Raw genomic sequence first — 19,381 nt, 5'->3', positions numbered from 1 at the left:
CGCGACTTGTCGTGCGGGTGAGGGAACGGCGGTGCGGGGTCGTTCGTTACCCCGGCATGACAGCTATGACCCCCGGCTCGAACATCCCTCTCACCGCCGCGCGAGTGGCGGTCGACGTCGCCGCTCCGGTGCGGCTCGACGTTTCGGGCCTGCTGCTCACCGCCGACGGCAAGGTGCGCTCCGACGACGACTTCATCTTCTACAACCAGCCCGCGGGCCCGGGTGTGGCCTACCGCTCGGGCAACGGCACGGCGCCCGACGCGATCACGGTGGACACCTCGGCCGTCCCCGCGGGCATCGAGAAGATCGTCGTGACGGCCAGCCCGGACGCGGCGGGGCAGACCTTCCAGGGCATCGAGCCCACGGCCACGATCCGCAACGCCGACGACGGCTCCGTCCTGGCCACCTTCACCCCGCCGCAGCTCAGCGGGGAGACCGCGCTGGTGATCGTCGAGGTCTATCTGCGCAACGGCGTGTGGAAGGCCCGCGCGGTGGGCCAGGGCTACACGAACGGCCTCGCGGGCATCGCGACGGACTTCGGCGTGAGCGTGGAGGAACCGGCTCCGGCCGCCCCGGTCGCCGCCCCGGTCGCCGCGGCGCCGCCGCCCCCGGCCCCGGCCCCGGTCGCCCAGCAGCAGGCCCCGCCGCCCGCCGCGGCCCCGGCCGCCCCGCCCGCGGCGCCGCCGCTCGGCGCGGGCAAGATCAACCTCGACAAGGGCCGCGTCAGCCTTCAGAAGAACCAGACGGTGTCGCTGGTCAAGGGCGGCCGTCCGATGCTGTCCCAGGTGCGGATGGGCCTCGGCTGGGAGCCCGCGTACCGCGGCGCGGACATCGACCTCGACGCCTCGGTGATCGCGTACGGCCCGAAGCGCAACCACCTCGACAGCTGCTACTTCGGCAAGCTCTCGATCCTGAACGGCTCCATCAAGCACTCCGGCGACAACCTCACGGGCGAGGGCGCGGGGGACGACGAGGTCATCATGGTCGACCTCGGCCGGCTCCCCCAGGAGGCGACGGGCCTGGTCTTCACGGTGAACTCCTTCTCGGGCCAGAAGTTCACCGATGTCGCCAAGGCGTACTGCCGGCTGCTCGACGGGGCGACGGGCGAGGAGCTGGTCCGCTTCGACCTGACGAACGCCGAGGCGCAGACAGGCGTCATCATGTGCAAGCTCATCCGGCAGTTCAGCGGCGAGTGGGAGATGACGGCCCTGGGCGACTTCGTCAAGTCCCGCACGGTGCGCGGCATGGTGAAGCCGAGCGCGCAGGCGCTGTAACACCCTTCGGGTGGGGTACCCGGCATCCGGGGCCCCACCCGCCGTCGGCCGTACGGCCGACGAGCAGCATGGTTCGAAACGGGAAAGGCGCCCGGCCTTCGGCGGGGCTGGGCGAAGGCGGCTATCGTCCCGTACGACGCGGGGAGCCCGGGCCGGTCAGGGCGTCCACCGGGCCCGGCCCGTCCGCGTCGCAGTCGTCCGCCAACTGCTCCAGGCCACGCCAGATCTCGGTGGTCACCGTGCATGCGGCCGTGAGGTCACGGGCCGCGCACGCGGCGATCAGACGGTCGTGCAGTCCGGCGGACCGGCAGGTCACCGGATCACCGAAGCGGTCGCGTTCCAGTCGGCGGATCAGCGGGGTGTAGCGGCGGATGGTGGCCGCCGCCGCGCGGTTGTCGGCGACCCGGACGAGGGTGTGGTGCAGTTCGTCGTCGGCGTGCAGCGCGGCATCGATGTCCCCCTCGGACACGAACCGCAGGAAGCGGGCGTCGGCCTCGCGCATCGCCTGGAGGTCGGTGTCCGTGAGGCGCGGTACGGCTGCCCGGACGGCCACCTCGTGCATGGCCCGGACCACGGCCGCCGCGTCACGGACATCGGCGGCGACGAGTTCGGTCACCCGTGTGTAGCTCTGCGGTTTCGACTCCAGCAGACCCTCGTCGGTGAGCCGGGAGAACGCCTCGCGCACCGGTGCGCGGGAGAGGCCGAGCAGTTCGGCGAGCTCGGTGTCCCGGACGACCGAGCCGGGCGGGATGTCCCCGCCCACGATGGCGTCCCGGATCGACTCGTACGCCTGGTCGCGGAGCAGGGTCCGCCGGACCCGGCGCACCCCGCCGACACCGATCCCCGCGAAGGCCCCGCTGTCACCCGCCGCCCCGACAGTCCCCGAAGTCCCCGAAGTCCCCGAATATCGCAAGTCGCCGGGACCGGTGCCGGTGCCGGTTCCCCACGCAAGCGGAACCGCTCGGTCCCCGGCACCGGCCGGGTCGAGCGGGAGAAGCTGGAGAGTGGGAGCGGGCGGGCTCTTCGGCGCGTCGACGCGGGCCGTCCGGCCAGGTGCCCCGGCGATGCCGGTACGCCCCGGCCCGCCCGGCCCTCCGGAACCGCTCGCGTTCCGCATCCGTACGCCTCTCGTTCCGTCGGCACCGTGTACGCCGCCCATACGGTGAAATGTTAGATATCTCGATCCTGCGTGGACAAGTCCCGGGGAGGATTTCGGCCGGATGCAACCCCGTTGTGTCCCATGTGCGTCGCTGTGATCGTCCGGGCGTCGGTGTTCACCGGACGGGAGGACGGCGTACGGGCGTAGCGTCGTTACGGAGGAGGGACGTTGATGGTGCGGGGCACGGAAGAGATGCCGGAGCGCGCGGACGGCGGTTCCGCCTTCGGGTACGGGAGCGGTCCCGGTGGCGCCGGGCCCGGCGGGCGGCTCGGGGAGTACCTTCTGGTGGCGCCGCTCGGGGCGGGCGGGATGAGCCGGGTGTTCCTGGCACGTTCCGCTTCGGGGCGGCTCGTCGCCGTCAAGGTGGTGCACCCGCACCTGGCGGCGGACCCCCGATTCAGGGAACGGTTCCGGCGGGAGACGGCAGCGGCACGAGCCATCCGCGGACCTTTCACCGCGGCCGTCCTGGGTGCCGATCCCGAGGCCGGACACCCCTGGCTGGCCGTCGAGTTCTGTGCCGGTCCCGCCCTTTCGGAGGCGCTGGCCGCGCTCGGTCCGCTGGACTCCGGGAACCTCGCCGCGCTCGGCGCTGCACTCGCGGAGGCGGTGGCGGCCGTCCATACGGCGGGACTGGTGCACCGCGATCTGAAACCGTCCAATGTCGTGGTGACGGCCGACGGGCCGAAGGTCATCGACTTCGGGATAGCCCGCGCCACGGGCGGCGACCCCGGCGGGGACACCGGGCGCGGCGACGGAACGGCCTCGGACGACGAGGAGACGCTGACCGGCACCGGGGAGATCATCGGCTCCCCCGGCTTCATGGCCCCCGAGCAGATCACCCGGGACGGGGAGACCGGCCCGGCCGCCGATGTCTTCGCCCTCGGCGCGCTCCTCGCGCTCAGCGCGACCGGCCGCAACCCCCATGGTTCCGGCACCGCGCCCCAGATCCTCTACCGCACCGTCCATGAGGCGCCCGATCTGATCGGGGTCCCCGACGGCGGCTGGGACGATCTCCTCGGCCGCTGTCTGGCCAAGGAGCCCGCGGACCGTCCCACCGTCCCGGAGTTGCTGGCCTGGTGCGCGCCGAGAGCGTCGGCGCCCTGGTGGGAGGCGCCCACGGTCACCGAGCTGATCGGCCACCACGACCTCGCGGCGGCCCGCGCGGTCACCGCGTACACCGAGTGGGCCGCGTCCGGGAGCACGGCTCCCGCCACCCCCGACGCCCAGCACACGGCTCCCGCCACCCCCACACCCGCTGACCCAAGGCTCGCTGACCCAAGGCTCGCCGGTCCAAGGCTCGCCGGTCCAACGCCTGGTGGCGCATCACCTTCCGGCCCCTCACCTGTTGGTCAAGCCCCCGCCGGGCCACCACCTGACGGCACAGCACCTGACGGCCGGGTCCCCACCGGCCCACCGCCTCCCGCCCCTGACACCGCCATCGTCACCGCTGTTGGCACCGTCACCGCCGACACCAGCCCCAGCGCCCCCGCCGACACCACCGTCACCGCCGCCCCCACCGGGGACCCCCCGCGCGGTGCTCTTGAGCAGCCCCCGCGTGGCCTGTTGGCCCGTCGCCGGTTTCTCTCCTGGGGGGCGGCCGGGCTGGCCGCGGCCTCGGCCGCCGCCACCGCGACGGCGCTCGCCCTCAGCGACGACAACGCGTCCGGGGACACCGCGGGGGCGGGGAAGCCGCGGCGGACGCCGTCCGCGCGGACCCTGCCCCGGGGCGTCGTCCGCTGGAGCCGTGAGATCGCCGCACCCGCCACGTCCACCGTCACCCTCCACCGCGACGGACCCGCGCTCCTCGCCCACACGGACACCACCCTCCACCGGCTCGACGCCCGGACGGGCACCACCTCGTGGACGTACCCGGAGGTGAACTCCGTCCATCCGGACGGCAGGACGGTGCACGCCCTGCGCCACACCATGTGGGACACGGCGATCATCGCCCTCGACTCGGCGGCCGGTACGGTCCGCTGGGAGACCCCGGGCCTCGCGGGATTTCCGGGCCGTCCGGGTCCGCTGACCGACGCGTGGACACCGGACGGCACCCGTACGCTGCTCGTCCGCTCCGCCGACCGGCTCTGCCTCGTCACCACCTGGCCGTACGGCACCCGATGGGAGAAACGTTCCTCGGCGGGGAAGCCGTGGCGCGTGTACGCCTATGGCCGGGCACGGGGCGAACCGCTCTGGTTCCGTCAGGGCACCGCCGCCGAGGCCATCGGCGCGGAGCTGGCGGACGGTGTCCTGGCCCTCGCGGTCGACGGATCGGGCGACCGTCGGCGCGCCGCCCCCACCGGTCCGCTGTTCCTGCTGCGCGAGCGGGACGGCGACGTACTGGAGGAGATCGCGGGCGGCTCCGCCCGGCCCGGGGTACGCCCCGGGGCCAGGGGCGTCGTCCATCAGGCGGTGTACGACAGGGTCGAGGCCGTCGACCGGGCCAGCGGCGGCGTCCGCTGGTCGCGGCAGCCGGAGGAAGGCGACCCGGTCGGGATCACCGGCGTGGTGGTCGGCGGTCTCGTCCACTTCGGCACGGACGGCGGCGGGCTCGGCGCGCTCGACGTGGACGGCGGCGCCGTCCGCTGGCGCCGCCATGACGTGGCCCCGCTCGCCGAGGACAGCAACGTACCGCTGGTGGCCGACGGTCTGATGTACGCGGCGGGCCCCGATCCGGCGGTCAGGGAAACACCGGGCGGCGGCCGTCCCGGCTGGGGTGTGCACGCGTTGGACGCGGCGACGGGCGACACTGTGTGGGCCGCGCCCGTGGAACGGTTCGACACGGTCCGCGCGGCGGCGGGGGACGGAGTGGTCCATGTATGGGCCACCGGAACCGTCCACACCCTCGGCGGGCCGGACGACTGATGACGTACGGGTCGGAGGACCCATGGCCAACGGTCGGGCGGGACGACGCCCCGCCCGATCCGCTGACGGCGAGAGGGGAACGCCCGTGACGGGCCGGGTACGGCGATGAGCGGGACACCGCCGGGGGCGAGCGGGAAGCCACCCGGAACGGACGGCACACCCCCCGGAGGGATCGGAGCACCCGCCGGGCGGGGCGAGGCACGTCCCGGGGCCGCCCGCACACCCCCCGGAGTGGACGAGACGCGGCCCAGGACCGAGCGGACACCCCCCGGGGACGGCGACCCGGCCGGGGAGGGCGAGGCACGTCCCGGGGCAACCGAGACACCCCTCGGAGCGGACGGGACGCGGCCCGGACCGGACCGGGCACCCCGAGGACGGCTCGGGACACCGCCCGGCGCGGACGGGACGCCACCGGACACACCGGACACACCGGACACACCGGACACACCGGCCAGTGCACCGGCCGGCGCACCGCCAGGAGTCGGTGAACCGCTGCGGCCGGGTGACCCGGAACAACTCGGCGGGCACCGGCTGCTGGCGCGGCTCGGCTCGGGCGGGATGGGGCAGGTGTATCTGGGACGCAGTCCGGGCGGGCGGCTGGTCGCGGTGAAGACCGTGCACGCGCATCTCGCCGGGGACGCGCACTTCCGGGCGCGGTTCCGCCGGGAGGCCGCTGCCGCGCGGGCGGTGACCGGCGCGTTCACGGCGGCGGTGGTGGACGCCGACCCGGACTCCGCGCTGCCCTGGCTCGCCACGGCGTATCTGCCGGGGGTCACCCTGCGCCGTACCGTCGCGGTCGGCGGCCCGCTCGCCCCGGCCGCCGCGCTCGCGCTCGGCGGGGCCCTCGCGGAGGCGCTGCGCGACATCCATGCGGCGGGGCTGGTGCACCGCGACCTGAAGCCGTCGAACGTCCTGGTGACCGGCGACGGGCCCCGGGTGATCGACTTCGGGATCGCCCGGGTCACCGACGGCACCCACCCGGGCCTGACCGGGACCGGGGCGCTGATCGGGACACCCGGCTACATGGCCCCCGAGCAGATCGCGGAGGGCACACCCGTGACATCCGCGACGGATGTCTTCGCCCTGGGCGCGGTCCTGGCGTACGCGGCGTCCGGCCGGGCGCCCTTCGGGGCGGGCAACGCGGCCGTGCTGCTGTACCGGGCCGTCCACGACGAACCCGATCTGGACGGGGTGCCTTGGGCCGCGGGGCTGCGGGCGCTCGTCGCGGACTGTCTGCGCAAGGAGCCCGCCCGACGCCCCGGCCCGGCCGAGATCCTGCGCCGCACGGCGGACCGGGCGGCCCCCCTGTGGTGGCGTACGGACCCGGTACGGACCCTGGTCGGAGCACCACCCCAGCCGCCCCCGGGCGCCCCGCGCACCCCGGGCGACAAGGCGAGCGGACCCGCCGACCCACGCGCACAGGCCACCGTCCCGACCCCGGACACGAGCACTGGCACGACCCCGGACCCGGCCATGAACCCGGACCCGCGCCCCGCCGCCACGGCCGCCGCCACACCAGCCGCCACGAGCACCCGCCCGAAGACCGACCTGAAGATCCGGGCGGACACCGCCACTCGGACGACGACAGCCGGTGGCCCCCCGTCCGGGGCCACCCCTGCCGTCCCGAAGGTTCCCGTCCCGCTGCCCGGAGAGCGCGCGCGGCGGCTGCGGAAGCTGGGGCGTCGCGGTCTGCTGATCGCCGGAGCGGGCGGCTTCGCCGGTCTCGTGGCCTACGCGGCGAGCCTCCTCACCCCGGACGACGGCCCGTCCGGACCTCCCGAGTGGGAGGTGCGTACGGGCGGGGCGGGCCCGGACGCCCCCCGCTGGACCCTGTCGGCGGGCGACGGCGGCGCGGTGGACGCCATCCTCGCGAGCGGGACGGGGGTGGTCGTGCACGGCACCCGCGATGTGTACCCGGCCGTCGGTACCGTCCAGGCCCATGACGCGGCCGGAGGCCGACGGGCGTGGGCGGCGAAGGCGTCCACCTCCGCCCCCACCGCCTGGGGTGTCGTCGGGGGTCTGCTCACGGCGGGCGATCTGGGCACCCGGCCGCTGCGGCTGCGCGACGGGCGCGCCCTGCCCCTGGACCCGCGCCTCCCGTCGGGCCCCCTGTGGTTCACCGTGTCGGGCCGGACCCTGGTCGGCCTGTACGAGGACACCGGCGACCCCGCGAAGTACCTGCTGCACGCCGCGTCCCTGACGACCGGCGAACGGCTCTGGCGGCGTACGGAGTCCGTCCGGTGGGAGCGGGCGGTCGCGTTCCCCGGCGGTGTGCTCCTCACCGACCCGGCCCCGGGCGCGATCGCCCGTTACGTCGGCCTGGACGACGGCCGGAACCGCTGGACGTACGAGGAGGGCGGCCGGAGCGACGGCCGGCCCGGCTGGGCGGTCGCCGGGGCGGTGGCGGACGACCGACCGGCGCTGCTGGACGCCGGGGGACGGCTGGTCCTGCTCGACCCGGCCCGGGGAAAACGCGTCCGGGAGCGGGAACTCGGGCTCACCGTGTCACCGGGCACCACCGCGTTCGGCCGGGTCGGGGACGCCGCGCTGCTGGTGTCGGGCGGGCGGCTGCACGGCATCGACCCCGCGACCGGCGCACTGTCCTGGGGCCGGGCGACCCTCGGCCTGGAGCCCAACTGGCCCCGGCGCGCGGGCGGCACCCGCGCCCCGGTGGGGACCGGCGGAGCGCTGGTGCACTGGTCGGGCGGCCGGACGCTGGAATGCGTCGACCCGGGTACGGGCAAGCCGCGCTGGTCCGCCAGGAGCGTCGGCGACGGCCCCGCCTCCTGTCCGCCGGTGCTGGTCGGCGCGGTGGTGTACGCGGTGGCCGGACGGATCTGCGAGGCGTTCCGGAGCTCCGACGGGAAACCGCTCGGCAGCTGGGACACGGGCGGGACGGTGGCCGAACTGGCCGCCGACCGCCACGGCTGGTACGTCCGGCTCGGCCGCGCGGAGGTCAAGGCGTACGCCCCCGCACGCACTTGAGTCACCCTCGGCACCCGGAGCCGGGCTCCGGAACAGCCCGTCCTCGGGTTCCCACCACAGGCCGTCCTCGGTTCCCGTACAGCCCACATCCGTAAGTGCCCGGGGGACCGCTCCAGGGGTGCCCGGGGCAGGAACGCGGCCCGGCCGCTCCGGGCGATGCCCGGCGAACCGCCGCTTGCCGAACCGGCGAACCGACGCACCCCGGGGTGACCGAAACCCCCGGGGTGCGGTCCGACGCGCGGGGCGCCGGACCGCCGGGTCACGAGGCCCGGTGCGACCGGGCCTTGAACGCGGCCTTCCGGGCCAGCTTGGCCACCGCCTTGTCGGGGTGCAGCCTCCCCATCGCCTCCAGGACGTCCGCCGTGGCGGGGTGGTCGACCCGCCACACCGTGCCGAAGAACCCGGAGTGCTGGGCGGCGATGCCCTCGACCAGCCCCTGGAGTTCCTCGCTGTTGCCCTCGGCGGCGAGCTGGGCGGCGACCGTGTCGACGGTCAGCCAGAAGATCATGTCCTCACCGGGCGGCGGGACGTCGGTGGCGCCGTGCTCGGTGAGCCACACCCGGGCCAGACCGCCCAGCTCCGGATCGTCCAGCACCTCCCGTACCGCCGGTTCCGCGGGGGCGCCGAGCACGGCGAGGGCCTGCTGGCAACTGAGCCTGCGCAGCGGGCCGTCCGCGTCCTCGCCGCGTGCGGCGGACAGCAGTTCCCGGGCGGCGGCGAGCGGTTCGCGGCGGCCGAGCCACAGCGCGGTCTCGGCGCGGGCCGCGGCGGGCGGGAAGGCTCCGGCGCGGTCCAGCAGGACGTCCGCGCCCTTGTCCGCGAGGTCCCCGACGAGGGGGACGTCGAGACCGGCCTCCAGCATCCGCGCCCGTACCCCGTACAGGCCCAGCGGGGTGAGCCGGACCATGCCGTAGCGGCTCACGTCGATGTCGTCGTCCGGGACGGCCGGCCCGTCGGCGCCGGGCGCGGCGGACTCGTCGGCGTCGGCCATCAGCGCCTCGTCCACGGGCCGGTACTCGACCAGGCCGACCGGGGCGAGCATCCGGAACTGGCCGTCGAGCTTCAGCATCGCGTCGGACACCTGCTCCAGCACGTCGTCGGTGGGCTCGCCCATGTCGTCGGGCACGAGCATCGACGCGGCGAGCGCGGGCAGCGGCACCGGGCCGTCGCCGGGGCCGTCCTCGTCGACGGTCAGCAGATACAGATTGCCGAGCACGCCTTCGAGGAAGTCGGCCTCGGCCTCCGGGTCCCAGTCGAGTTCCCGCAGGTCGACCAGGCCCTCCTCGTCGACGGAGCCGATCAGGTCGTCCAGATCGGGGACGGTCGCGTCGGCCAGGACGGTGTCGAGGGCGGTGAGCCAGAGCGTGAGGACGTCCTGCGGCGAGCCCGAGGTGATCAGCTCCAGCTCCTCGCCCTGGGTGGCGGTGCCGTCGGGTCCGTCCTCGTAGCCGTCCGCCGGCTCGTCCGCCGGTTCCGTGACCTCGACGAGTCCGGTGTCGACCGCGACCCGCCAGGCCTCACCGGCGTCCGCGAGCGCGTCCTCGACCTGGGCGGCCGGGACGGACCCGCTCACGCCGGTGTCCTCGCCGAGGCCCACCGCGCCGGGGTCGAGGAGTCCGAGCTCGACGGCCGCCGCGGGCAGCAGTTCCTCAGCCAGTTCTCCCCCGGCGCTCACCGGGGTCCCGGGGGCGGCCCACCGCGCGAGCCGCACGGCGCGGGAGAACAGGGGGGCGGCGAGCGCCTCCCGGGCGAGCTCCGCCTCGGGGCGCAGCAGCACCGGGGGCAGCGGGGAACGGTCTGACATCGGGGGGTTCTCCTCCAGGCATATGGTCCGGCCGCTCAGCCTAGACGGATTTCACCCCATGCCGCCTGGTTCATGTACTCGACAAGTGGAGTACACCTCCGGGACCTTGACAACTCCCCCGCCGACGCAAGAGATTGACGCGCGTAGAAACCGCACGGTGACGGGACCCGGGCAGAGCGTCGCCCGGACCGGCCCGGCCCGTGACCGCCCTCATCACCAGCACCACAGCCACCGCCGACACCCGCGACGGCCGGGGAGCACCGCCGGGACGACCACCGGTGGCACCCCGTGCGCCGCCCGGACACCACCCCCGCACCACCACGCGCCCCGAACGACCCGATGCCACCCCCGCACCACCCCGGACGCCCGGCCCGCGCCGTCCGGCCCGCCCCGGCGTTCAGCCCGCGTTCCACCCGTCCCGGCGTCCGGTCCCGACAGCCGTGCCCGTACCCGTACCGCCGTACCCGTACCGCCCCGCTCGTACCGACCCGACCAGCCCCACCCTTCTCCACCCGACCCGTCCCGACCCTGGAGGGATCTCCCTTGCCGAGCAGCACCTCGACCCGTCTCGCCACGCTCACCGTCGCCGCCGTCTGCTCCACCCTGACGGCCGTGGTCCTCACCGCTCCCGCCCAGGCCGGGCCGGACTCGGGCCCGGTCGCCGTCCATGACGTCCAGGGCACCACCCGGATATCCCCGCTCGCCGGGCAGCAGGTCACGGATGTCACCGGGATCGTGACCGGGGTCCGTGGCTACGGCTCGTCCAGAGGGTTCTGGTTCCAGGACCCGAACCCGGACCGCGATCCGGCCACCAGCGAGGGCCTCTTCGTCTTCACCGGGACCACCCCGAAGGTGGCCGTCGGTGACGCGGTACGGGTCTCCGGGACCGTCGCCGAGTACGTCCCGGGCGGCGCGTCGAGCGGGAACCAGTCGCTGACCCAGCTCAGCCGCGCGACCGTCACGGTCGACTCCTCCGGCAACGCGCTGCCCGCGCCGGTGACCCTCGACCGCCGGTCCGTGCCCGACGCCTACGCCCCGGTGGGCGACCCGGCGGCGCAGGGTTCGGTGAACGGGCTGCCGCTGCGCCCGCGCGCCTACGCGCTGGACCGCTACGAGTCCCTGGAGGGCATGAACGTCCGGGTCGGCACCTCGCGGGTGGTCGGCGCCACCGACCCGTACAGCGCGCTGTGGGTCACGGTGAAGCCGGACGAGAACGACAACCGGCGCGGCGGCACGGTCTACGGCTCGTACGACGACCAGAACACCGGACGGCTCCAGGTCCAGTCCCTGATCCCGCTCGCGGAGCGGCCGTTCCCGGTGGCCGATGTCGGTGATGTGCTGACGGGCGGCGCCGAGGGGCCGCTGGACTTCAACCAGTTCGGCGGCTACACCCTGACCGCCCGCACGCTCGGCACGGTCGCGGACCGGGGTCCGGAGCGGGAGCGGACCCGCCCGCAGCACCACCGCGAGCTGGCGGTGGCCACCTACAACGTGGAGAACCTCGACCCGGGCGACCCGCAGGAGAAGTTCGACGCGCTGGCGAAGGCCGTGGTCGGCAATCTGGCCTCGCCGGACATCGTCGCGCTGGAGGAGATCCAGGACGGCAACGGCCCGGTGAACGACGGCACGGTGTCCGCCGACGCCACGGTCCGCAAGTTCACGGAGGCCATCGTCGCGCAGGGCGGACCGAGTTACGCGTGGCGGTCCATCGACCCGGTGGACGGCGCGGACGGCGGCCAGCCCGGCGGCAACATCCGCCAGGTGTTCCTCTTCGACCCGGAGCGGGTGTCCTTCACCGACCGCGCCGGCGGGGACGCGACGACCGCCGCCGGGGTCACCCGGATCGGCGGCCAGGCCGCGCTGACCGTGTCCCCGGGCCGGATCACCCCCGCCTCACCTGCCTGGGAGAGCAGCCGCAAGCCGCTCGCCGGCGAGTTCGTCTTCCGGGGCCGTACGGTGTTCGTGATCGCCAACCACTTCGCTTCGAAGGGCGGCGACCAGGCACTGACCTCGCAGTTCCAGCCCCCGAACCGCTCCTCGGAGACCCAGCGGCATCTCCAGGCGACCGAGCTGAACTCCTTCGTCAAGGACATCCTGAAGGTCCAGCGGAACGCCGATGTGATCGCCCTCGGCGACATCAACGACTTCGAGTTCTCCCGGACCACCGAGCTCCTGGCGGACGGCGGGGCGCTGTGGCCGGCGGTCAGGTCGCTGCCGGAGTCGGACCGGTACTCGTACACGTACCAGGGCAACAGCCAGGTGCTCGACCAGATCCTGATCAGTCCTTCGGTGCGCCGGGGCGGCTTCGCCTACGACTCGGTCCACCTCAACGCGGAGTTCGCGGACCAGAACAGCGACCACGACCCGCAGGTGCTGCGCTTCCGCCCCTGACCGGCGGTCGCGGCAGGCCCTCGGGCCCGGGACGGGATCGCCCCGTCCCGGGCCCGGGGGGGTCAGCGTGGCGCGAAGACCGGCTGCCAGAGCTCCTTCTCGGTCTTGTTCATGGGGCGCTCTCCGCTGAGCGGTTCGACACGGCCCGTGCGCACATCGACCAGGAGCAGCGTTTCCACCCGCTTGTCCCAGTCTTCGCAGGTCAGGCCCCGGCAGCCCAGGAAGACGGCTCTTCTGTCGTCCGCCCAGGCGAGGAACTCCGAGCCGGTTACATCGTCCTCGCGGGCCCCGGTACGGGCGTCGATCAGCCAGGAGGTGGTGTTCCCGGCCGGTCCGCCCGCCACCAGTGTGCCGTCCGGAGACACCTCACCGGGGTGGGACGTGAGGTGCTTCTCGGCGGTGGGCGCGGTGGCCTTGCCGCCCTTCAGGTCGTAGTAGTCGTACCCCTTCTTGTCGTTCGGGCTGCGGACGAGCCGTCCGTCCGAGCTCCAGTCGAAGTCCCGGCGGGGGATGAAGCTGGTGTACTCCGCCTCGTCGGGTGCCGGGTGCCATGCGGTGCGGCCCGAGCGCAGATCGATGATCCAGAACCCGGTGCGCCGCGCGTCGGCCCGCGCGAAATGGCTTCCCTGCCCGAGGGTGATCTCCTCCGGTGTCCCGTCGTACGTCGTGGCCACCAGCCGGTTGCCGTCCGGTGAGAAGGAGACGGCGCCGGCCTTGTTGCCCGGCAGATCGATCCAGCGGGTGACCTTGCCGGTCGTCATGTCGACGAGACCGACCCGGCGGGCGGGCAGGTCCTGCTCCAGCACGGCGGCGGTCCGCAGTCCCGGTGCCACGTCCAGAAAGCGCCAGGGGACGGGCCGGTAGGTGCCGGTCCGCTGGTCGAGGAGCTGATAGTCGCGTCGGCCGATCCGCTGCGACGAGACGTCCGCCCAGTGGATCGTGTAGTGCGCGGCGAGCGCGGTGTCCCCCGCCGCGACGAACTCGCGCGGCGGGCTCTGGTCGGCGCGGCCGATCACGTCCCGCTTGTCCCGTTCGCTGGCCGGACGGGTGTCCACCGAGCCGCCCAGCATCTGTCCGAGGGCGAGTCCGGTGGCCGTCAGGGCGACCAGCACCGACAGGCCCCAGCGGACGCGGCGCCTGCGGCGGCGGGCACCCAGCACCCGGTCGGCGAGATCGGCGGGGGCGGCCCCGGTGTGCTCCGCCCGTTCCCGCAGGGTGCTCCTCAGCACGTTCTCGACATTCACGGGCTTGCCTCCGCGTACGTGGTGCCGCCGGGCCGCCGGGTCTCCTGGGGGGCGGCCGGGTCGAGTGGTCGTGGCCCGGAGGGTGATCCGCCGGGCGGGTCCTGCCGACGGGCCCAGCCGGGCTCGCCGCCGGTCAGGGCGACCAGCTCCGGGGAGCGGGAGCGCAGCCGGGCCAGCGCGCGGTGGGTGGTGGACCGGACGGTGCCGACCGTGCAGCCCAGTATCCGGGCCACCTCGGCCTCGGGCAGGTCCTCGAAGTAGCGCAGCACCAGGACGGAGCGCTGGCGTGCGGTGAGCCGGGTCAGGGCCGCCATCAGGACGAGCCGCAGCTCGGCGGTCGCGTGGGCGTCACCGGCGGCCTTCCGCTCGGGCGGTTCGGCGACCACCACCTCGCGCCGGGGCCATTTCAGCCGCCAGCGGTTGACCTGCTGCCGGTACAGGATGCGGCGGATGTACGCCTCATGGTCGTCGATCCGGTTCCAGCGGCCGACGACCTTGAGCAGCGCGCTCTGGAGCAGATCCTCCCCGGCGTGCTGATCGCCCCCGCTCAGCAGCACGGCGGTCCTCAGCAACGCCGACGACCGGTTCGCCAGGAACTCCCGGAAACTCTGCTGCCCTTCGGCATCCATCGTCACCTTCCTCGACACGTGGGCGCCCCCGGGCAGGGGCGTCTGCCCTGTCGGACGGGTGCGGTGCCCGGCGGCTATGCCTGTGCGCGGACGTTTCCCCGTACGGCGCGCCGGTGCCCGCGGACGACGAAGGGCGGCCCGCGCGGCGACCGGGGACCGGTGCCGTGCGGGCCGCCCGGAGCGGCACGTCGCAGGGGTCAGTTGTGGCTGTGCAGAACCTCGTTGAGACCGCCCCAGACGGCGTTGTTCGGGCGGGCCTCGACCGCTCCGGTCACGGAGTTGCGGCGGAAGAGGATGTTCGACGCGCCGGACAGCTCACGGGCCTTGACGATCTGACCGTCCGGCAGGGTGATCCGGGTACCGGCGGTGACGTACAGCCCGGCCTCGACCACGCACTCGTCGCCGAGGGCGATCCCGACCCCGGCCTCCGCGCCGACGAGGCAGCGTTCGCCGATGGAGATGATGACGCTGCCGCCGCCGGAGAGGGTGCCCATGGTGGAGGCGCCGCCGCCGATGTCGGAGCCGTCACCGACGACGACCCCGGCGGAGATCCGGCCCTCGACCATGGAGGTGCCGAGCGTCCCGGCGTTGAAGTTGACGAAGCCCTCGTGCATGACGGTGGTGCCCTCGGACAGATGCGCGCCGAGCCGGACCCGGTCGGCGTCGGCGATCCGGACGCCCTTCGGGACGACGTAGTCGGTCATCCGGGGGAACTTGTCGACGGAGGTGACCTGGAGGTGCAGGCCCTCGGCGCGGGCGTTCAGCCGGACCGTCTCGATGTCGTCCACGGCGACGGGGCCGAGCGAGGTCCACGCGACATTGGTGAGCAGCCCGAAGACCCCGTCGAGGTTCTGCCCGTGCGGCTTGACCAGCCGGTGGGACAGCAGGTGCAGCCGCAGATAAGCGTCGTGCGCGTCGAGCGGCTTGTCGTCGAGGGACGCGATGACCGTACGGACGGCGATGACCTCGACCCCGCGGCGGGCGTCGGTGCCGACGGCTCGCGCGGCACCCTCGCCGAGGAGTTCCGCGGCGCGCTCGGCGCTCAGCCGCTCGGTGCCGGCCGGGCCGGGTCCGGCGTCGAGGACGGGGGCGGGGAACCAGGTGTCGAGGACGGCGCCGTCGGAGGTGACGGTGGCGAGCCCGGCGGCGACGGCGCCGGTGGTGCGTACAGCAGTCGTGTCGGTCATGAGTGCAACCTAACCGGCCGGGGGGCGGCTGGGCCAATGGCGGCCCGTACGGCCCGGGTCAGGGTGCGCGGACCACCCGGGACAGGGCTTCGCGGGCGTACTCCTCGTCGTAGTCCGCGCCGGTCAGCAGGACCTGGAGACAGATCCCGTCGACCAGTGCGACGAGCGCCTTCGCGGTGACGGGGTCGGTCCGTGCGGTGAGCCGCTCGACGAATTCGCGTCCCCATTCGGCGGCGACCGGCCGCAGCGCGGGTCTGCGCAGCGCCGCGAGATACAGCTCGTACTCCACCTCCACCCAGCGGCGTTCCCGGGCGATCCACTCGCCGATCGCCCGCGCCACGTCCGCCGCGAGATCGCCGCCCCCGTCGAGCCGCTCCGCGAAGAACGCCGAGCCGTTCTCGTTGGCCTGGCGCAGCGCGGCGACGGTCAGTTCGTCCAGGGTGCTGAAGTGGTAGGTGGTCGAGCCGAGCGGTACGTCCGCCTCGGCGGCCACCGTGCGATGGCTGAGGCCGCCGATGCCCTGGTCCGCGACCACCCGGATCGCCGCGTCGATGATCCGCTGCCGCCGCTCGGGGTCGTACCGGCGGGCCATCAGTGGGCCCCGCCCATATTGAGCAGGACCACGCCGCCGATGACCATGGCGATGCCCGCGACCTTGAAGGCGGTCAGGGCCTCCCCGAGGAAGAGCATCCCGATCGCGGCGATCACCGCGGTGCCCACCCCGGCCCAGATCGCGTACGCCGAGCCGACCGGCACGGTCTTGAGGGTCTGCGCGAGCAGGGTGAACGCGATGACGTAGCCGATCGTGGTGATCACGGACGGCCACAGTCTGCTGAACCCCTCGCTGTACTTCATCGAGGTGGTCGCGACGACTTCGGCGGCGATGGCACCGGCGAGGAACAGATATCCCATGTGTACGAGTGTACCTATCGATGGGTACGGCCGTACATATCGGCGCTCCCCGGCACCGGCGGACCCCGGCACCCCGCACCGCGACTGGAGACCCGATCCCGAGCGGAACGACGAAACCCCCAGGTCAGCGAGGTCCCTGCCGCCTGATTCGGGGGCGAAGTCTCCGGGGTTCCTTCAATGGAACGCTCGAATACATGACTCCCCCGAACGGCCGGAACACCGGCCCCGACAACCACGGCGGACCCGGCGGACCCGGTGCCTCCGACGGCGGCGCCGGGCACGCCCGACCCGACACCACCGCCGACCCCGACACCACCGCCGACCCCGACAGCCACGGTGCCCCCGCCGGCCGCCACCGCACCCGCCCCTCCGCACCGCCGGGACCCGCCCTTCCCGCCGCCCCCACCCCCGCTGCCGACGCCCCGCCCCGCTGGCGGGAACTGCTGGGGCCCGAGCACCGGGGCGCCGCGCTGGTGATGGCGGCCGGGGTGCTCGTCGGCGCGGTCAACATCTATCTCGCGTCCAGCCTGCTGCCGACGACGGTCGCCGACATCGGCGGTGAGCGGCTGTACGCCTGGGGCATGACGGTCTACCTGGTCGCCATGGTGATCGCGACGATGCTGGTGAGCCGGTCGCTGGCCCGCTGGGGGAACACCGGCGCCTATGTCACGGGCTTCGCCCTGTTCCTCACGGGGTCGCTGGTCTGCGCGGTGAGTCCGGGGATGCCGACCTTGCTGGTGGGGCGGGCCGTGCAGGGGCTCGGCGGCGGACTGCTGTCCGGCCTCGGCTTCGCCGTGATCCGTACGGCGCTGCCCCGGCGGCTGTGGACCCGGGGCAACGCGCTGATGTCCGCGATGTACGGCGTCGGGAACTTCGCCGGTCCGGCGCTCGGCGGGCTGTTCGCGCAGTTCGGTTCCTGGCGGACGGCGTTCGCGCTGATGGCGGTGGTCGCGGCGGTGTGCTGCGCCGCCGTGGTCCGGGTGGTCCCGCGCGGTGGCCGGAGCGATACACCGGGCCCGGTGCCGTTCGGGTCGCTCGCGCTGGTCACCGCCGCGACCACGGCAGTGAGCGTGACCGCTGTCCTGGAGCGGGCCTGGGCGATGGCCCTGGGCATCGCCGCGGCGCTGGTGCTGACGGCCGCGTTCGTGGCGTACGAGCGGCGCGGTCCGGTACGGGTGTTCCCCGCCGCGACCTACCGGTCGGACTCCCCGCTGAAGTGGGTGTACCTGACGCTCGCGCTGCTGTCCTTCGGGGTCGCCGTGGAGGCGTTCGTCCCGCTGTTCGGCCAGCGGCTCGGCGGGCTCCCGCCGCTCGCGGCCGGATTCTTCGGCGCGGCGGTGTCACTGGGCTGGTCGCTCACCCAGATCGCCAGTTCGTCGGTGACCCGCGCCGGGACCGTGCGGCGGCTGCTGGTCGCCGGACCGGTGGTCCTGGCGACGGGGCTCGCGGTCCTCGGGCTGCTCCAGCGCGCGGACGCGCCGCTCGCGCTGGTGGCCGTCTGGGTCCCGGTGCTGTTCCTGGCGGGCGCGGGGATCGGGGCGGCGTACCCGCATCTGTCCGTGGCCGCGATGACGTCCACCGCCGATCCCGGGGAGGGCGGCCGGGCGGCGGCGGCCATCGCGACGGTGACCTCGCTGGCCACGGCGTTCGGTACGGCGGTCGCCGGGGTGCTGGTCGCGGTGGGCGGACCGGCACCGCTGGGCCAGGCCCGCTGGACCCTGCTCGGCTTCGCGGTGATCTGCGCGGCGGGCACCTTCACCGCCCGCGCCGCCACGGCCGGGGCGAGGGCGAAGGCCAGGGCCGGGGCGCGCCCGGCGGCGGCGGGGACGGCGGCGGCGGATCAGGACCCGGCGCCCGAGACCCCGGCCACCCCCGCCGGCCGGGGCGTCTGACACCGTCCGGCACCCGTGGGGACAGGGACACCGTCCCGGTACCCCCGTCTGACACCGTCCCGGTCCCGTGAAGGACAGGGGCACCGTCCCGGTACCCGTGGGACAGCACGCGGCCCCACCGGAGGTGTCCGGTGGGGCCGGGTGAAGCGCGTGTGCCGAGGCCCGGTACGGGTGGCCGGGGGTGCTCGGCGGTGTCCGAGCGGCACCCGAAGGGCGATCGAACGGTGTTCGAGCAGCGGTCAGACGTTGAAGCCCAGCGCCCGAAGCTGCTCACGGCCGTCGTCCGTGATCTTGTCGGGGCCCCACGGCGGCATCCACACCCAGTTGATGCGCAGCTCGTTGACGATGCCCTCGGTGGCCGACTTCGCCTGGTCCTCGATGACGTCGGTCAGCGGACAGGCCGCCGAGGTGAGCGTCATGTCGATGGTGGCGATGTTCGCGTCGTCCACATGGACGCCGTAGATCAGCCCCAGGTTGACCACGTCGATCCCCAGCTCGGGGTCGACCACGTCGAGGAGTGCCTCGCGGACCTCTTCCTCCGACGCGGGCTTCATCAGTGTCTCGTTGTCGCTCATGCGCTCCTCGCCTCCTTCGCGAAAGCCTGGGCCGTCGCGTCCTTCCAGGCCATCCAGCTCAGCAGGGCGCATTTCACCCGTGCCGGGTACTTGGAGACCCCGGCGAACGCGACCGCGTCCTCCAGGACCTCCTCCATGGCGTCGTCCGGTTCGATGCGGCCCTTGGACTGCATCAGCTCCAGGAAGACGCCCTGGATCTTCTGGGCCTCGTCGAGCTCCTTGCCGACGAGCAGGTCGTTCAGCACCGAGGCGCTCGCCTGACTGATCGAGCACCCCTGCCCCTCGTACGAGATGTCGGCGATCCGCCGTCCCTCGTACTTCACCCGGAGCGTGATCTCGTCACCGCACGTCGGGTTGACGTGGTGCACCTCGGCGTCACCGTCCCGCAGACCACGCCCGTGCGGGTGCTTGTAGTGGTCCAGGATGACGTCCTGGTACATCGAGTCCAACTTCACGATCCCAGAGCC

The 19,381-nt window shown here is 74.0% G+C and carries 14 protein-coding genes; 5 read left to right on the top strand and 9 right to left on the bottom strand.

Features of this window, described 5'->3' with window-relative positions; translation table 11 throughout:
• The first annotated feature begins 65 nt into the window (after positions 1–65).
• Positions 66–1,274 carry a TerD family protein gene (locus OG711_RS30120; protein WP_329564144.1) on the top strand — a complete coding sequence of 403 codons (1,209 nt, stop codon included), beginning with the start codon at positions 66–68 and terminating at the stop codon, positions 1,272–1,274.
• Positions 1,275–1,395: 121 nt separating this feature from the next.
• On the opposite strand, the gene OG711_RS30115 is transcribed toward OG711_RS30120, so the two are convergent.
• Entirely contained in the window at positions 1,396–2,100 is a 705-nt protein-coding gene (locus tag OG711_RS30115) for a GntR family transcriptional regulator (RefSeq protein WP_329561639.1), read from the bottom strand.
• Between the two features lie 504 nt (positions 2,101–2,604).
• Here OG711_RS30115 and OG711_RS30110 point away from each other — a divergent pair.
• Both OG711_RS30110 and OG711_RS30105 read left to right on the top strand, forming a co-directional pair.
• Positions 2,605–5,295, top strand: coding sequence for a protein kinase domain-containing protein (locus OG711_RS30110; protein ID WP_329561637.1), 2,691 nt, complete (start codon positions 2,605–2,607; stop codon positions 5,293–5,295).
• Between the two features lie 231 nt (positions 5,296–5,526).
• Positions 5,527–8,280 carry a protein kinase domain-containing protein gene (locus OG711_RS30105; protein WP_329561635.1) on the top strand — a complete coding sequence of 918 codons (2,754 nt, stop codon included), beginning with the start codon at positions 5,527–5,529 and terminating at the stop codon, positions 8,278–8,280.
• A 259-nt stretch (positions 8,281–8,539) separates the two neighbouring features.
• Here the strand turns inward: OG711_RS30105 and OG711_RS30100 are convergent, their stop codons facing one another.
• On the bottom strand, positions 8,540–10,084 hold the full coding sequence (locus OG711_RS30100; RefSeq protein WP_329561633.1) for a hypothetical protein: 1,545 nt from the start codon (positions 10,082–10,084) through the stop codon (positions 8,540–8,542).
• A 543-nt stretch (positions 10,085–10,627) separates the two neighbouring features.
• On the opposite strand from OG711_RS30100, the gene OG711_RS30095 reads away from it, so the two are divergent.
• Positions 10,628–12,475, top strand: coding sequence for an endonuclease/exonuclease/phosphatase family protein (locus OG711_RS30095; RefSeq protein WP_329561631.1), 1,848 nt, complete (start codon positions 10,628–10,630; stop codon positions 12,473–12,475).
• A 62-nt stretch (positions 12,476–12,537) separates the two neighbouring features.
• Here OG711_RS30095 and OG711_RS30090 read toward each other — a convergent pair whose 3' ends face one another.
• The 5 genes from OG711_RS30090 to OG711_RS30070 form a co-directional block, all read right to left on the bottom strand.
• Complete coding sequence (locus OG711_RS30090) at positions 12,538–13,719, bottom strand: WD40 repeat domain-containing protein (RefSeq protein ID WP_329561629.1); 1,182 nt, start codon at positions 13,717–13,719, stop codon at positions 12,538–12,540.
• Positions 13,716–14,348 carry a SigE family RNA polymerase sigma factor gene (locus OG711_RS30085; protein ID WP_079184814.1) on the bottom strand — a complete coding sequence of 211 codons (633 nt, stop codon included), beginning with the start codon at positions 14,346–14,348 and terminating at the stop codon, positions 13,716–13,718. Before OG711_RS30085 ends, OG711_RS30090 begins: the two co-directional genes overlap by 4 nt.
• Positions 14,349–14,545: 197 nt before the next feature.
• On the bottom strand, positions 14,546–15,535 hold the full coding sequence (gene dapD / locus OG711_RS30080; protein ID WP_073790774.1) for a 2,3,4,5-tetrahydropyridine-2,6-dicarboxylate N-succinyltransferase: 990 nt from the start codon (positions 15,533–15,535) through the stop codon (positions 14,546–14,548).
• Between the two features lie 58 nt (positions 15,536–15,593).
• Positions 15,594–16,127, bottom strand: a complete 534-nt coding sequence (locus OG711_RS30075) for a TetR/AcrR family transcriptional regulator (RefSeq protein ID WP_266514039.1) — start codon at positions 16,125–16,127, stop codon at positions 15,594–15,596.
• Positions 16,127–16,447, bottom strand: coding sequence for a DMT family transporter (locus OG711_RS30070; protein WP_073790778.1), 321 nt, complete (start codon positions 16,445–16,447; stop codon positions 16,127–16,129). Before OG711_RS30070 ends, OG711_RS30075 begins: the two co-directional genes overlap by 1 nt.
• 194 nt (positions 16,448–16,641) lie before the next feature.
• Here OG711_RS30070 and OG711_RS30065 point away from each other — a divergent pair, with 194 nt between their 5' ends.
• Positions 16,642–18,339, top strand: a complete 1,698-nt coding sequence (locus tag OG711_RS30065; RefSeq protein WP_329561624.1) for an MFS transporter — start codon at positions 16,642–16,644, stop codon at positions 18,337–18,339.
• 239 nt (positions 18,340–18,578) lie between these two features.
• On the opposite strand, the gene OG711_RS30060 is transcribed toward OG711_RS30065, so the two are convergent.
• Both OG711_RS30060 and sufU read right to left on the bottom strand, forming a co-directional pair.
• On the bottom strand, positions 18,579–18,914 hold the full coding sequence (locus OG711_RS30060; protein ID WP_073790780.1) for a metal-sulfur cluster assembly factor: 336 nt from the start codon (positions 18,912–18,914) through the stop codon (positions 18,579–18,581).
• Positions 18,911–19,369: a Fe-S cluster assembly sulfur transfer protein SufU gene (gene sufU / locus OG711_RS30055; RefSeq protein ID WP_329561622.1), complete on the bottom strand. Its 459-nt coding sequence runs from the start codon at positions 19,367–19,369 to the stop codon at positions 18,911–18,913. Before sufU ends, OG711_RS30060 begins: the two co-directional genes overlap by 4 nt.
• Positions 19,370–19,381 lie beyond the last annotated feature (12 nt).

It is taken from the genome of Streptomyces uncialis, assembly GCF_036250755.1.
Classification (GTDB): Bacteria; Actinomycetota; Actinomycetes; order Streptomycetales; family Streptomycetaceae; genus Streptomyces; species Streptomyces uncialis.
This window is presented reverse-complemented; position numbering and strand designations above follow the sequence as displayed.

Bases quoted from the DNA above. Each gene is read 5' to 3' on its own strand.
- OG711_RS30060 (WP_073790780.1), bottom strand. From the start codon at position 18,914: ATGAGCGACAACGAGACACTGATGAAGCCCGCGTCGGAGGAAGAGGTC.
- OG711_RS30085 (WP_079184814.1), bottom strand. From the start codon at position 14,348: ATGGATGCCGAAGGGCAGCAGAGTTTCCGGGAGTTCCTGGCGAACCGG.
- OG711_RS30100 (WP_329561633.1), bottom strand. From the start codon at position 10,084: ATGTCAGACCGTTCCCCGCTGCCCCCGGTGCTGCTGCGCCCCGAGGCG.
- OG711_RS30075 (WP_266514039.1), bottom strand. From the start codon at position 16,127: ATGGCCCGCCGGTACGACCCCGAGCGGCGGCAGCGGATCATCGACGCG.
- OG711_RS30070 (WP_073790778.1), bottom strand. From the start codon at position 16,447: ATGGGATATCTGTTCCTCGCCGGTGCCATCGCCGCCGAAGTCGTCGCG.
- OG711_RS30120 (WP_329564144.1), top strand. From the start codon at position 66: ATGACCCCCGGCTCGAACATCCCTCTCACCGCCGCGCGAGTGGCGGTC.
- OG711_RS30065 (WP_329561624.1), top strand. From the start codon at position 16,642: ATGACTCCCCCGAACGGCCGGAACACCGGCCCCGACAACCACGGCGGA.
- OG711_RS30110 (WP_329561637.1), top strand. From the start codon at position 2,605: ATGGTGCGGGGCACGGAAGAGATGCCGGAGCGCGCGGACGGCGGTTCC.
- dapD (WP_073790774.1), bottom strand. From the start codon at position 15,535: ATGACCGACACGACTGCTGTACGCACCACCGGCGCCGTCGCCGCCGGG.